Source organism: Paenibacillus gyeongsangnamensis, from assembly GCF_027533625.1.
Lineage (GTDB): Bacteria > Bacillota > Bacilli > Paenibacillales > NBRC-103111 > Paenibacillus_G > Paenibacillus_G gyeongsangnamensis.
Genome location: NZ_JAQAGZ010000021.1, coordinates 1 through 13,642 on the forward strand (window position 1 = coordinate 1; position 13,642 = coordinate 13,642).

The window sequence follows — 13,642 nt, forward strand, 5'->3', positions numbered from 1 at the left end:
ACTTGGTGGTTTGTTTTATTTGTTATGCGATGAGGTTAGCACCTTAGATTGGGTGGTAGCTTTGCAACAACTCATCGAATTGATCAACGAGGTAGCAACAAAGGCAAGCAAAAAGATCTCAAAATTGATTAAAAGTCAACTCCAACAATGGATCGCAGGTTTGCCCAGCTTTCTCAAGGCTTACCTGCCTATTTCAAGCTGCGAAGTTTGAGTAAAATAACTACTGTTGTTGGAGGTTTCTCTTCTTTCACGGGTAATAAGAATGGGTCTGTCACATTCGTACTCCAACCCAACGCTGACTTGTCACTACCATCGATTTCTTTGTATTCCGGCCCCAACTCAATACAAACTGTAAAGTACGACGGCAACGGCGCTACTTCCGGCAACGTGCCGATCAATAGAACCATTTATAAGCTCGGTAGTCCTGTTTCAGTGATCGGCAACACGGGAGCTCTGTCGAAGACAGGCTATACGTTTGCAGGATGGAATACGCAGGCGAACGGAATGGGAACGGATTATGCCCCCGGCAGTACGTTCACGATGGGGACGCTGTACGCGAAGTGGACGAGCTACACGGTGACCTATAACGGCAATGGAAGCACGGGAGGAAGCGTTCCGGTCGACAGCGGCTCGTATATGCAAGGAGTTACGGCCACGGTATATGGCAACACGGGCAATTTGGTGAAGACGGGCTACACGTTCGCAGGCTGGAATACGAAGGCGGACGGAAGCGGAACAAGGTACGCCGGTGACGGCACGGCGACGTTCACGTTAGGCGCGGCGAATGTGACGCTATACGCGATGTGGAATCCGTTGTACACAGTGACGTATAACGGCAACGGCGCTACATCTGGCAGCGTGCCAACCGATAGCAGCTCTTATTTGCAAGGAGTAATAGCCACCGTTTACGGCAACACGGGTAGCCTGGTCAAGACGGGTTACGCGTTTGCGGGCTGGAACACGGCGGCGGACGGAAGCGGAACGAGCTATGCCCCCGGTGCATCGTTCCCGATGGGCGCGACGAATGTGACGCTGTATGCTCAATGGCAATCTGCAAATGCGTTGTTGTCCAACTTGTCCGTGGATCAAGGAACGTTAACACAGATATCGATTATCAATTATAGTGTAAGCGTGCCGTACACCGTTTCGAGTCTCAATATTTCCTTAACCAAAGGAGATCCAAACCAAACGCTCACGGTTACGGGGGCGACTTACAGTTCAGTAACGGGCAATGTGTATGCTTATAATGCTTCAAACTTGATTGTCGGGTCCAACCCGATTCAGATTGTGGTAAGCGCGCAGAATCACACTCAGAATACGTATAGTCTCACGGTGAACCGCGCATCGGCACCGACACCGGCACCGACACCAAGCAGCAATGTGGACTTGAGCGGACTGACGCTGTCGAGCGGAAGTCTAACACCTGCATTCGCGTCCGGGACGACGGCCTATACTTCCAGCGTGGCGAATAGTGTATCCAGCATAACCGTAACGGCTAGCGTCTACGATAGCAACGCGACGATGACTGTGAACGGAGCAGCGGATGCAAGCGGTCAGGCAAGCGGCGCTATTAACCTGAACGTAGGAAGCAACCTAATCACCATCGTAGTGACGGCGCAGAACGGCACACCGAAGACCTATACGGTTACCGTGACACGTGCACCGGCACCATCAAGTGGCGGCGGCGGTTCCTCTTCAACGTCCTCAAGCAATACAGTCACCTCGACAGACGGTACACTAATGCTTTCCGTCGGTAAATCGGGCGAGGTTAGCTTGGGCGATGCGATCAAGATCCTGATTCCTGCCGATGCTTCAGGCAAAGACCTGAAATTAACGATTGACAAAGTGGCAGACACGCAAAAGCTAATCACGAGTAAAGACGTTCTGGCCAGCCCGGTATTCGAAATCCTGAAAAACTTCTCGGAAAACTTCAGCAAGGACATCACGCTGACCTTTGCTTTCGATCCGAACAGCTTGAAGGGCCATCAAAAGCCTTCAGTATTCTACTATGACGAATCGAATCAGGTCTGGGTGGAAGTCGGCGGCGAAGTAACCGGCAATACCATCACTGTAAAGGTTAACCACTTTACGAAATATGCGGTATTCGGCGTAGGCCAAGGAGCAGACTCTACGACAGACACGAAGCAGACGATCAGCTTCAGTTTCAGTGATATCTCCGGAAACTGGGCAGAGGCGACTATCAAGCAAGCGGTAAGCGGAGGTATCGTCAGCGGCTATCCGGACGGCACGTTCAAGCCGGAACGTACCGTAACGCGCGCGGAAGTTGCGGTCATGCTGATGAATGCGCTCAAACCGCAAGGAGATGGAGCGGCGCTGACGTTCACTGATAAGGCGAAGATCGGCGACTGGGCGCAGAAATCGGTCGCGCAGGCAGTGTATGCAGGAATTATTAACGGTTATGAGGACGGCTCCTTCCGTCCGGATGCCGAAATTACCCGCCCCGAGATGGCTATGATGATCGCGAAGGCCTTAGGCCAATCTAGCGGAGCGGCTACTGCAACGGGCTTTACGGATGACAAGGACATTCCGGACTGGGCGAAAGGCGCAGTGGCGGACATGAAAAAGGCTGGCATTATCGAGGGCAAAGGCGCCAACCAATTTGCTCCAGGCGATAAAACGACAAGAGCAGAGGCGGTAACGGTGTTGCTGAAGATGCAGGCGCAAAAGAACAAGTAAAGGGAAATTGAGCAGGGCTGCTTTGAAGTCAAATTCAAAGCAGCCTTATTATTAAATGCGATTTCCCGGATTCTCCCGCTGCCGATCAAGCAGATTAGAGGTTGAATTATGCTGCGAGCCATGATCGTGGATGACGAACTATTATCTTTGAAGCGGTTGAAGAAGATGCTGGCGGAAAGCGGCGAGATCGAAACATGCGATGCGTTTCTGAACCCGGTGGAAGCTTATGAATTTGTGAAGGCGAATCCGATCCATATCGCATTTGTAGATATTTTCATGCCGGAAATGAATGGGTTTCAGCTATCCAGCCTGTTGCACGATCTCGATGCATCGATAAGTGACGATTATGCGATCCTAGCCTTTGAGATGAGTGCGCTGGATTATCTGAAGCCGGTAACCGCCAAGACTTCGAAAACGTTGGATAAGATCTGAAGGGGGCATCGGAGCGTGTCGGTTGAGACGTCCATGGAGGTTCACAGTCGGAGTCCCGTAACGACCGAAGAAGGGCTGGCAAGGAATGAAAGATTGACCGAGCAGGAAATAAGGGTTTTACAGTTGATTGCGGTCGGTCTGTCGAACAAGGAAATCGCCCGTCACCTGGGCATCGGGGATGAAACCGTAAAATACTACATTAAAAAAATGTACAAACGGCTTAAGGTTCACAATCGGGTGCAGGCAGTGGTGCGTGCCGAAGAATTAAAGATACTGGTTTGAAAGATAGCCGACTGAACGACCATGTAAACAAACAGTCTGTCCCCTCTGTGAATCCCGAGTTGATTACCGCGGCCGCATCAGGTTGTTGAACCCCATCACGTTGAACAAATTTAGCTCTTGTAGCGATTACGAAAACCGGGTTCCCTTGTTAAGTATGGGAACCCGGTTTTCGTATACCAAATTTGCTTAGACCAATTTTTGTCATTCGATTTAAGTTGATGGCTGGAAATTTGATAGATGTTTTCCACCACAAAATCCGAATACCCATTTATTCGAAGAGACGGTACTCTACGGCTGGCTAATTAGTTCTATTCGTTTTATTGCTTGGTTTATCTGTCAGTCCTGTCTATTCGCTCACGCCTTCACGCTGGCTCTACGTGGCGTTTAAGGCGTGGTGTGGTTATTTTTCCCTGTCCTTTGTTCTCGGCGCTTAAGGGGGTGGTTTTGGGCTTCTGGTGACGTGTTTGTTTCACGGCCTGATCGCTAATCGGATTTAACGTGGCTAGGCGGCTCGTAGAGCGTTTATTTTTCTACTGGTCTCCCCTTCCCTTCCTCTCGCTTCTTTCGTCGCTCACGTGGCGTTTGCGGGCTTCCGGCACGGCACTGGTATTTAATGCTTGCGTGCGTTGTTCGGGGGTTTTTTAACGTGGGTGTATTAGGATATATTGAAGTCTTGCGCAGCTAAAATCGAAGGCATTAACAAGCTAAAGAGTAAAGCCCTTTCGAGGTATCTTGAAGATGAGATTTCTAAGGAAGAATATAATAACTTCATTGCCATTCAAGATGCCGAGATTCAAAAGTTGACGCAAAACAAAGAAAAGCTGATGGCGGCGATCTCGACATCTGTGGACTCCAATGTATTAGACAAAATTAAGGGTATAGTCTCTAGTGCATTGGAATTTAAGGAAATCAATCGGGAGTTAATCAATCGCTTTATTGAAAAAATCGAAGTTAAAGCGGACGGAACTGTTAAATTGTATTATCGTTTTGCTGGCACGTCCAAAATACTTAATGAGTTACTTGCTGATGTAAGTTAATGGAACTAACCGCTAGCTTTGGCGGTTTTATTTTTAGCGTAATGCGCTACACTCAGCACTCGTCACATGTGGAGTCGGTGGCACTGCTTGTGCCAAGTGAAATGAGAGAAGGGGGAATATCTTCAGTTACAATAAATGCAATACAATCAGATAGTGTTGCATTTCTGAATGATTCTCCTTTTAAGAGAGAGTTTTCTCCAAGATCCTTAAGTATAAAATGGCCGGGCCCGTCAAATCTGGCAGCTGATGAGTAAGCGTCAAATAGCCCCCATCTTAATTCCAAGGTGGGGGCTATTTGACGCTTACTTTTATAACCTATTGATTAAGAGTGTTCAGTTTGAAAATCGCGTGTTACATTAATAAATATGATAGTGGTGGGTGGTAAAAAATGATAATTTGATTGGACAAATGGATAAACTCCTTGAAATAGTTAACCAATGCATCCAACATGAAGAACAAAAGCCAACGCAAATCCGATGGAAAATTTGGACGAAATAAATGTTAGCGTATCGCCATAGATCCAGGAGTACAATCCTGATCAATAAACGGCAGCGCGAGTCTAAACATGATTTTCATGTTTTAAACTGCCGCTGTCTTTTTTTCTTTGGCTGAGACTCTAGTGCTGCTAAGAGTATTTCAGATTGTATACTTTTTGAAATATTATGAGTTCATCAAAAAACCATATTTCAATATATAGTAAAATTGTTATTGAAATATTTCACGCGAAATATATACTTATTGACATATAGTCTTTCATTTAAGGAGAATTTTTCTTATGAAATTCGGATACGTACGTGTTTCAGCTAAAGATCAAAATACAGATCGACAATTAAAGAAGATGTATGAGCTTGGGATTGAGGATCGGTACGTTTTTGTTGACAAACAGAGCGGCAAGGATTTTGATCGGCCTAAGTATCAGGTGATGAAACAAATGCTGCGTGAGGGAGACGAGCTTTATTTGGATGCTCTTGATCGGCTCGGTCGTGATTATGAAGGCATTATTCGTGAATGGAAGGAAATTACCCGAATAATCAACGCTGACATTGTTGTTCTTGAAAATGAGGTATTGTTTGATAGTCGGAAATTCAAAACGATGGGGGATATAGGAAAGTTGCTAGAGGATCAATTCCTAAGTATGCTTTCCTATGTTGCTGAGCAGGAAAGAAAAAAGAATAAGCAACGACAAGCAGAGGGGATCGAGATAGCTCTGGCCAAAGGTGTAAACTTTGGAAGGCCAAAAGTAAAAATTACTGAAGAGTTTAAAGTGAGTTATAGAGAATGGAAAGCTGGAAACATTACAGCTGTATCGGCAATGCAAAAAGTGGGGATGAAACCAAATACTTTTTACCGGAGAGTAAAAGAGTATGAGTTGCAAATGGGCATATAAGATAACAGCGGCAGTTAAGGATTTTTAAAGGCATGATGATTGAACGGGAGGATAGTGTAATCGAGTGTTTGCAAAAAAAGGAAATCGAGTCAATGATGACGAAAATACAATAACTGCTTATGGTGAAGAGGTGTTTTATTGCCAACTCTTAAAGAATTCGATCTGGATATACCTTACAAAAGCAATCAAGGTAGTCGAGATGATTATGAAATGAACTGGAAAGACAAACGTCTAAAGTTTAGTAATGAAGTTCGTTGTATATGCTCGTTATACGAGCAAAATTTCGAAAAGATTCGGACTGACGAATGCTGGAAAGTACTTGTAGAATGTGTAGAAACCGTCACTGACTATCGTGTTAGATGTTACGGGGGTGTTTGCCATATCTGTATTCCGCTTGATATTAACAGATACTTTAGCTTAGAAAATTTAGAAAAGAAAAAAATAATTCTAAGTGTATTAAAACAAGGTATAGACAGAGTGGTCGAAGAAAAAAAGTGGGATAAAGCCCCCTTTGAACATGCATATCAGAATGTAATATCCAAAGGCTATATTAATCAGTGGACTTGGAAAAAGCCGAAGAAAAGCCCTGATAGAAAATATTCCGCAGAAGTATTCTGCACTCATGAAATTGATGAATTTAGCATTTGGATTATTATTAAGAACAGTTATGGAGTGGAAGTCAATCGCAAGAAAATTATTAGAGAAGTACCTAATGAGTGGGACTTTGCTGAACACCTTGGCAAACTGACTTGGCAAAATGCTAGGGAGGTAGCTCTAATCAATAAAAATGATACACAAAGATGGATAGTTGAAGTTCCTGTAAGTCATTAAACTAACGGATAAGTACGACAAGTTCTGCCATAAGCGACTAAACATCGTGAAAGGCAGAAGATTACAATCAAGTAATCTTAACTTTACAACCGAGGATGGGAATGACGGAACCATGTATCCGGAAACCATTCCGCCAATACTCCTGCGTGAGTCATGACTAACAGGTCATGAGGTACGAAGTCAGGTAGATTCGGCAGAACAGAGGCTAGAGCCAATCAAGGTATGCCAATGGATATGCCGCGCGGCTGAAAAACTGGATATGGTGAGAATGTTCTACTAGAAAGAACTGACGAACTTCCGAATGTACAGGTCTAAAGTTAGAGCATATGGAAACCTATGTACCATCAAACGATGGGGTGAGCGGCGTAAAGTAAAAATTTTTCCTATGAAATACGCTATGCCGAACAATGGCGGCATCCAGTTCACAGGCCTAGAGGAAGCACCTAAGTCCAGAATAGATAGCTAGGTTGTAAGGGACTTGGAAAGCAAGGGACGTTGCAACAAGGGCTGTTACCCGAAACGTTTACAATAAGGCGCAGGCCGAAATGGATTTATCCTTGTGAGGGTAGGGGCACGACTGAGGAATCGCCTGTAATGGGCGTGGAGGAACAGCCCCAAGTCTAACTGAAGAGAACGATCATTTTCCAAGCGTGAATTGCACCGGTCTGGTAGGAACGTGGGAACATCGCCTTCGACGGGAGGGATGCCACAGTGCAAGCCTTACGAAATTGGGAGTATTACGGCATGACGGAATCCTTTACGGATTTATACGAAAGAGCCACAAGAAAAGAATCCTTCTCGAAGCTATACGAGATGATCGCTTCTCGAGAAAATATCTTGTTGGCATATCGAACCATGAAATCCAATAAAGGGTCAAAGACGCCAGGAACCGATGGAAGAACCATCAAGGACATAGAAAACCAAGCCGAGAATGAACTAGTAGAAGAAATCCAAACCCAACTGAGAAACTATCGCCCCAAGAAAGTTAGACGGAAGCTCATAGAGAAAGACAACGGCAAATGGAGACCGCTCGGCATTCCTTGTATCCTCGATCGCCTCATTCAGCAATGCTTTAAGCAAGTCCTCGAACCCATAGCAGAAGCCCAATTCTACAACCATAGCTACGGTTTCAGACCGCTCCGGTCCGCGCACCATGCCATGGCAAGGGTTCAATTCCTTATCAATCAAGCAGCCATGCATTTTGTAGTCGACATCGACATCCAAGGATTTTTCGACAATGTCAACCACACGTTGCTCATGAAACAACTATGGAATATAGGGGATACAGGACAGACAGGTTTTGGCGTGTATCTCGAAAATGCTAAAAGCTGAAATCGATGGAGAAGGAATACCGGCAAAAGGCGTACCTCAAGGGGGTCTGTTGTCGACCTTGCTCTCAAATGTGGTCCTGAACGACTTGGATCACTGGGTAGCCGGTCAATGGGAGTCATTCCCTTTGAAAAGGGAACCGCATAAGACAAGAGGTAGCCAAAGATACGCCAAAATCCATACCAACCTCAAAGAGGGATATCTGGTGCGTTACGCAGATGACTTCAAGATCATTTGTCGAGATTGGAAGTCAGCCCAGAAGTGGTATCACGCTGTTGTTTCGTATCTAAAAAACCGTCTCAAACTGGACGTTTCACCGGAAAAATCGCAAATCATCAATCTGCGAAAACGAGAATCGGAATTCCTTGGGTTCACGATCCGCGCGAATAAAAAGGGAAAGAAGCGAGTAGCCCACACAAGCATTAAAGCAAATAAGAAGCAGAAAATCAAGACTGAAGCCAAAAAACGCATTCAAAAAATAAAGGCCTCACCAACTGCTCTAAATGCAACTCTCTTCAACAGTTTTGTTTTGGGGATTCATAACTACTTCAATCGAGCAACACATGTTAGTGTGGCGTTCTCACGTCTTGCCTACGATCTGCGAGCCTTCATGTACAATCGTCTTAAACAGGTCGGGAAATATGAACATCCTGCTAACCCTCCGCCAACATACAGCAAATTTTACAGCATGGGTTACAGAACGTTCCGAATAGCAGATATATATTTATTCCCTCTGGCTAATGTGAAAACAAAGAACAGCATGGGCTTCAGCCGAAGCCTCTCGCTCTTCACAACGTCAGGAAGAGAACAGATATATAAAAAGCTTCGACCGGATCTACGTCAAGAAATATATCACTTGATGAACTCCAACATCCCGAACCAAAGTGTTGAATATATGGATAATCGGTTGAGTCGTTACAGTATGAAATTGGGAAAGTGCGAAATTACAGGCATGTACCTATTCGCCACCGATGTTCATTGTCACCACTTTACCCCGTTGCATCTTGGAGGAAGCGACAAGTTCAGTAACTTACGCATTCTCCACAAAGAAGTACAACAGCTTATTCATCAAACACAAAAAGAGACAATTGACTTACTCTTGCATAGACTTGGTATAACGGATTTGATGAAAATCAAAGTCAACCAGTACCGTGAAAGATACGGACTTGAACCAATCTAACTCACCCAAATCTATGAGTAACGAGGAACTTATGATCTAGTACATTCAGTTAGAGGGAACGCGGAGTGCTGGGAAACTGGCACGCTCCGTGTGGAGCAGGGGAAAAGCTGGAGATCACTTCAAACGCTTACCTATTGCAACCGATAGTGAAATCATTACAACTTGAGCAAGAAGCAGCGGCGACCTGCTCCAGATCATTGAAGTAACGGGCAGTATACACAAAAAGGAATTTCTACATTCAAGGTAGAATATATCCCTACTAATGGAACATAATCCCATAAAGTGAGGATTAAATGTTAACGTTTATTTCAGAAATACCAACCGATAAAAATATTAGTGGAGTGCATTGTATACCTATTCTAGATGACGGTAATTTAATCTTAACTTGGGATAAAGACGAAAAAGTACTAACGACTATTGGAGGAAGACTGAATAAAGACGAATCACTACATGATGGATTGAACCGAGAGGTTATGGAAGAGGCGGGAATAGTTTTACAGGATGAGAGAATTCCATTTGCTTGCTGGTACTGGAAAGAATTTGATTCGTGTAGGATTTATTTCTTAACTAAGGTAAAAAGCTTTGTTGAATGCCAAAAGGATTTGAAAAAACGGGGTACGTAATTACTAATTTTGAAACTGCAATAGAAATGATTCAAAAAATTGAAGGGCGTGAAGAACGCATTGCAGTTATAAAAAGAGCAGGACTCTTATCTGGTTGGTTTACGGAATAATTGAGTTATAGAAGTAAACATTCCTGTTAGTCCTAAGAAACGGGCTTTGTAAAAAAGGGAGCGCCTCGGTATGATGGGTTTGTCGACGGGTTTGAGACCCAACACCATCGGCATCGCCGATTTGACGCCCTCACTTCCAACAGGGCCTATCACGGAGCTATGCTTCCGCATGAAGCCATTGAGATTATTTTTACCAGATCAGACAGGCATTTTGAACCCGAGATAATCAAAGTATTTCAGAAATCCATAGCCTCCCGTCGGAGTTAACGTCAAACTGAGCACAGGCGAGACGGCCGTTATCATTCAATATTTTGTTCAATGTTCGGGCGGCCGATTGTTCATAGTGATTAAAGATTCTTGGAGGACAGCCTCTGGATAAGCCTTATGAGATTGATTTGTCAAATGAATTGACTGCGATGAATCACAGAAAGTGATCCATTTTGTAGCTTATGTGCGTTAATACAATGCTGCGCTATCCTGCCCGTCACTTCAACGGTTTGGAGCAGGTCACCGCGTCGCCTGCTCCAGTCATAATCTTTTCACAATCGTATCCGTTAGTCCCCAATTGGCTCTGAACATTAACACCATGGCTCTATTTTATTAACATGGTGGCTCTCACAAATTAACCCAATGGCTCTTTACCGCCGAAATATTCAAGGCAATGGATCGGTAAAAGAATAAAGCCGAGCGAATATCAGGGCTAATGCCTGAATTAGGTCGGCTCAGCGGTAAACTTATTTTGCTCATCGGCGAACTTTGTGGGACATTGGCAAACTAATTTAGTTGTATATACCAACGGTAGACTTTCCTTTTTAGTAATCTTAGATCTCAAAGACAATTAATTACATTCGTAGTATCCCCCTCTCCCTATCAACTTTAAAGAAAAACGAGAAAATTAGCTTTTCTCGTTTTTCTTCCTAACTATGTTCAAAATTAATAAACCCCTGCTAATGTTTTGCTAGAGATAGGGTATGGGATTGGGGAAAAGATAGAGAGAACCAGGGCAACCGATTGAGAAAAACTATTGGGGAAATCGATTGAGTAAATGATTGGGGATCGATTGGGGATCGATTGGGAGGAACGTTTAGATGGGAATAAGCCTGAGAAAAACATAGGAATATCAAGGCTTTTGGGTGCCGCGGCGGATCGTATGATGGTTCGTTGCTGAATAAAAAATCCGAGCGAAATCAGGAGGATCTGCCTGAGTAACGCTCGGATTGAGGTAAAGATTGGAGCTACGTTGGGATGCTAGGTCAACGGTATGGATCCGGCTTTCGATGGGGATGGCAGGAGTTTATTCCGATTTTGGCAGGAATTTATTTGTTATATCAAAGGTTTAATCATTATTTACATCATTTCGCACAAGCACTGTTACGGCTTTCACATGTACCGTATGCGAGTCAAAACACGAGATTGATATAGGCTTTTATATTCGGCTTGAGCCTTGATTTTACTGTGTTTTTGTCGTTGAGAACTAGGATCGCTTAGATAAATAGTTATCTATGTTCCTGAGATTTCAGGTCGCCTACAAGGTTATTACGCGAGTATTGTATCGAGGTAAGGAACACTCTTCTAATCATTCCATAGATAATATCATCTATTTTTTCACGATTTTTATTAATCCATGCTGCAATAATGTACCTGTCCCTACTATTTCGGAATGCCTTTTCAAGGTCAGACTCATGGCAGGGTAACGGAAAAGTCTCCGCTTTACGATCATTTAAATTGATCAAGATAGCAATTCTTGACGGGCTAGGAATACATCCCCAGAAAAGCAAAGATACCGTAAATCGCATCGGCAAGACGCAACTGAACGGTGTAAAGTTAGATGGCCGTGATATTTAAAATTTTTATATAAATAAATTCAATTCCTTTGCGATTTTGAAGATATGATCTGCAGCGTGCGAATACTCTTCTTGATTGGGCAAGTGCTCCAGCATAATAGGTACATCTTTAGGCAGAGAAGCTGCATATTTCAAAAACAGGCGATAATCAAAAATCCCTAGTCCGGGTCTTACTTCATCAAGATGTGTGTTAGGCAAATCAGGCCTGATTTTTATATCCTTTGCATGGCAGGAAACGATATAGGGACCAAGAAGTTTAAAGCTTTCCTCTATAATTTTGGCATGATTAAAGTAGGTGCGCGGGCTATTAATCAAATTGACCGGATCAAGATGAACTGCAACCTCCCTTCTGTCCACAGCCTTGATAAATTTTAAATAGTTCTCGGCATTGTCCAAGAAAGTATATGGCATCATTTCCAGGGTATACTTAGTATGCTTCGGCTTAACCGTATCGACAATTTTCCGTACAATAGCTACTGAAGCCTCAAATGCTTCTTCCGAGAAATTCTTCTCATGGGGTGCATACCAAAACTCCGTTTCGTAACTTCCAATAATATTGACACAACACAGCGCTCCAAGCTCATCTGCAAGAGCAAGCTTTTCCATAATATAGCCGATGCTCTTATCGGCAACATCGTGTCTGGGATCAAGCGGATTACTCCATGCCCCTACTTCCGCAAATACGACTTCTTCTTCCGCGAACGCTTTCCTGAACGCACGAATCCTATCATGATCCCCGATGTTCAAATAGTTAGGGCAAAAAGCCGCGCGGTACCCCATGCTGCGATGAATTTTGGCAAGCTCTACCGGATCTTGGGTTTCGGCAAAGAGATGCGCACCCAACCTCATATATCATCAGTTCCCTTCTTAGGATAAGTCCTGATCCATCATATTTGATAGACTATTTTAGGATATTGGGCCAGGCCCGATATTTGCTCTTCAAAACAAGCCTTCCCTTCTTCCAGCGGGCGAATGCTTAACCATTTCTCCTCGGGTACGATAATTTTTTGTTCCAATATCGTGAGCGCTTTATCGAAATCTTTAGGCGAATAACAGAATGTGCCGGTAATCTGAATTTCCTTTCTTAACACCATATCACCCGCAATCGTAAATTCATCCTGGTGTCGGCCGATCCAAACGATTCTTCCGCCGTACTCGACTAATTCAATCGCATGTTGGCGAGTCACCCCCGCCCCAACTGCATCCAAAACGACTTGAATCGGTTCACCGGCCAATTGCTGTATATCCCGAACCACGTCCCCGCCTCTGGATACGTAGGAGTGTGTTGCTCCCCACGTCTTGGCAGTTACCAAACGAGTTTCATTCGTATCAACCAATATTGTTTTCGTCGCCCCCATCAATTGGGCTGCCTTTAGGCAAAACAGACCGATAATCCCGGCGCCAAATATGACAACAGTGTCGCCAATATCAATTTTGGCCAATCCAGCCGCTCGAACTCCGCATGCCAACGGTTCCGCCAATACTCCTACCAATGCATCCGATACACGGTGACAGGCGGATGCAGGAACGCTAATAAAGTCTGCAAAAGCACCCTGATAATCGCCGCCAATAACCTTGCGCTGCGTGCAGCGCTGCGGATTTCCCGTCTTGCATTGAATGCATTCGTCACAAGCTACCAGCGGATTCACCGCGACGGTATCGCCAGCCCGTAAGTTCGTGACAGCTCCTCCAACCTTTTCAATAACTCCGGCGAATTCATGCCCCTGTATACGCGGGTAACGTCCGCTTTCTCTAGAATAAGCGCCCAAATCACTTCCACAGATACCTGCATACTTCACGCGGAGCAAGACTTCATGTTCTGCGATTTCCGGGATATCCAGTTGTTGAATTTCAAACTGTTTATATCCCGTCAAAACCAACGCTCTCATG

General features: G+C 44.5%; 9 protein-coding genes and 2 pseudogenes. 9 read left to right on the plus strand and 2 right to left on the minus strand.

The window, feature by feature from the left end:
• The 9 genes and pseudogenes from O9H85_RS27165 to O9H85_RS27205 form a co-directional block, all read left to right on the plus strand.
• Positions 1–211 (plus strand): annotated as a pseudogene (locus tag O9H85_RS27165) (IS4 family transposase); the annotation flags it as partial.
• Positions 148–2,697 carry an S-layer homology domain-containing protein gene (locus O9H85_RS27170; protein WP_269884551.1) on the plus strand — a complete coding sequence of 850 codons (2,550 nt, stop codon included), beginning with the start codon at positions 148–150 and terminating at the stop codon, positions 2,695–2,697. The pseudogene O9H85_RS27165 and the gene O9H85_RS27170, both read left to right, overlap by 64 nt.
• Before the next feature lie 108 nt (positions 2,698–2,805).
• The gene (locus O9H85_RS27175) at positions 2,806–3,129 is read left to right on the plus strand and encodes a LytR/AlgR family response regulator transcription factor (RefSeq protein ID WP_269884552.1); all 324 of its coding nucleotides are present in this window, start codon (positions 2,806–2,808) and stop codon (positions 3,127–3,129) included.
• 15 nt (positions 3,130–3,144) lie between these two features.
• A complete protein-coding gene (locus tag O9H85_RS27180) occupies positions 3,145–3,411 on the plus strand; it encodes a response regulator transcription factor (protein WP_269884553.1) in 267 nt (88 codons plus the stop codon).
• Between the two features lie 665 nt (positions 3,412–4,076).
• Positions 4,077–4,448, plus strand: a complete 372-nt coding sequence (locus O9H85_RS27185; RefSeq protein ID WP_269884554.1) for a hypothetical protein — start codon at positions 4,077–4,079, stop codon at positions 4,446–4,448.
• A 775-nt stretch (positions 4,449–5,223) separates the two neighbouring features.
• Entirely contained in the window at positions 5,224–5,835 is a 612-nt protein-coding gene (locus O9H85_RS27190) for a recombinase family protein (protein WP_269884555.1), read from the plus strand.
• A gap of 138 nt (positions 5,836–5,973) precedes the next feature.
• Positions 5,974–6,666: a hypothetical protein gene (locus O9H85_RS27195; protein ID WP_269884556.1), complete on the plus strand. Its 693-nt coding sequence runs from the start codon at positions 5,974–5,976 to the stop codon at positions 6,664–6,666.
• Positions 6,667–7,377: 711 nt separating this feature from the next.
• Positions 7,378–9,175: pseudogene (gene ltrA, locus O9H85_RS27200) on the plus strand (group II intron reverse transcriptase/maturase).
• A 293-nt stretch (positions 9,176–9,468) separates the two neighbouring features.
• A complete protein-coding gene (locus O9H85_RS27205) occupies positions 9,469–9,798 on the plus strand; it encodes an NUDIX hydrolase (protein WP_269884557.1) in 330 nt (109 codons plus the stop codon).
• 1,960 nt (positions 9,799–11,758) lie between these two features.
• On the opposite strand, the gene O9H85_RS27210 is transcribed toward O9H85_RS27205, so the two are convergent.
• Positions 11,759–12,601 carry a sugar phosphate isomerase/epimerase family protein gene (locus O9H85_RS27210; protein ID WP_269884558.1) on the minus strand — a complete coding sequence of 281 codons (843 nt, stop codon included), beginning with the start codon at positions 12,599–12,601 and terminating at the stop codon, positions 11,759–11,761.
• A 38-nt stretch (positions 12,602–12,639) separates the two neighbouring features.
• Positions 12,640–13,641, minus strand: coding sequence for a zinc-dependent alcohol dehydrogenase (locus O9H85_RS27215; RefSeq protein ID WP_269884559.1), 1,002 nt, complete (start codon positions 13,639–13,641; stop codon positions 12,640–12,642).
• Position 13,642: the final 1 nt, after the last annotated feature.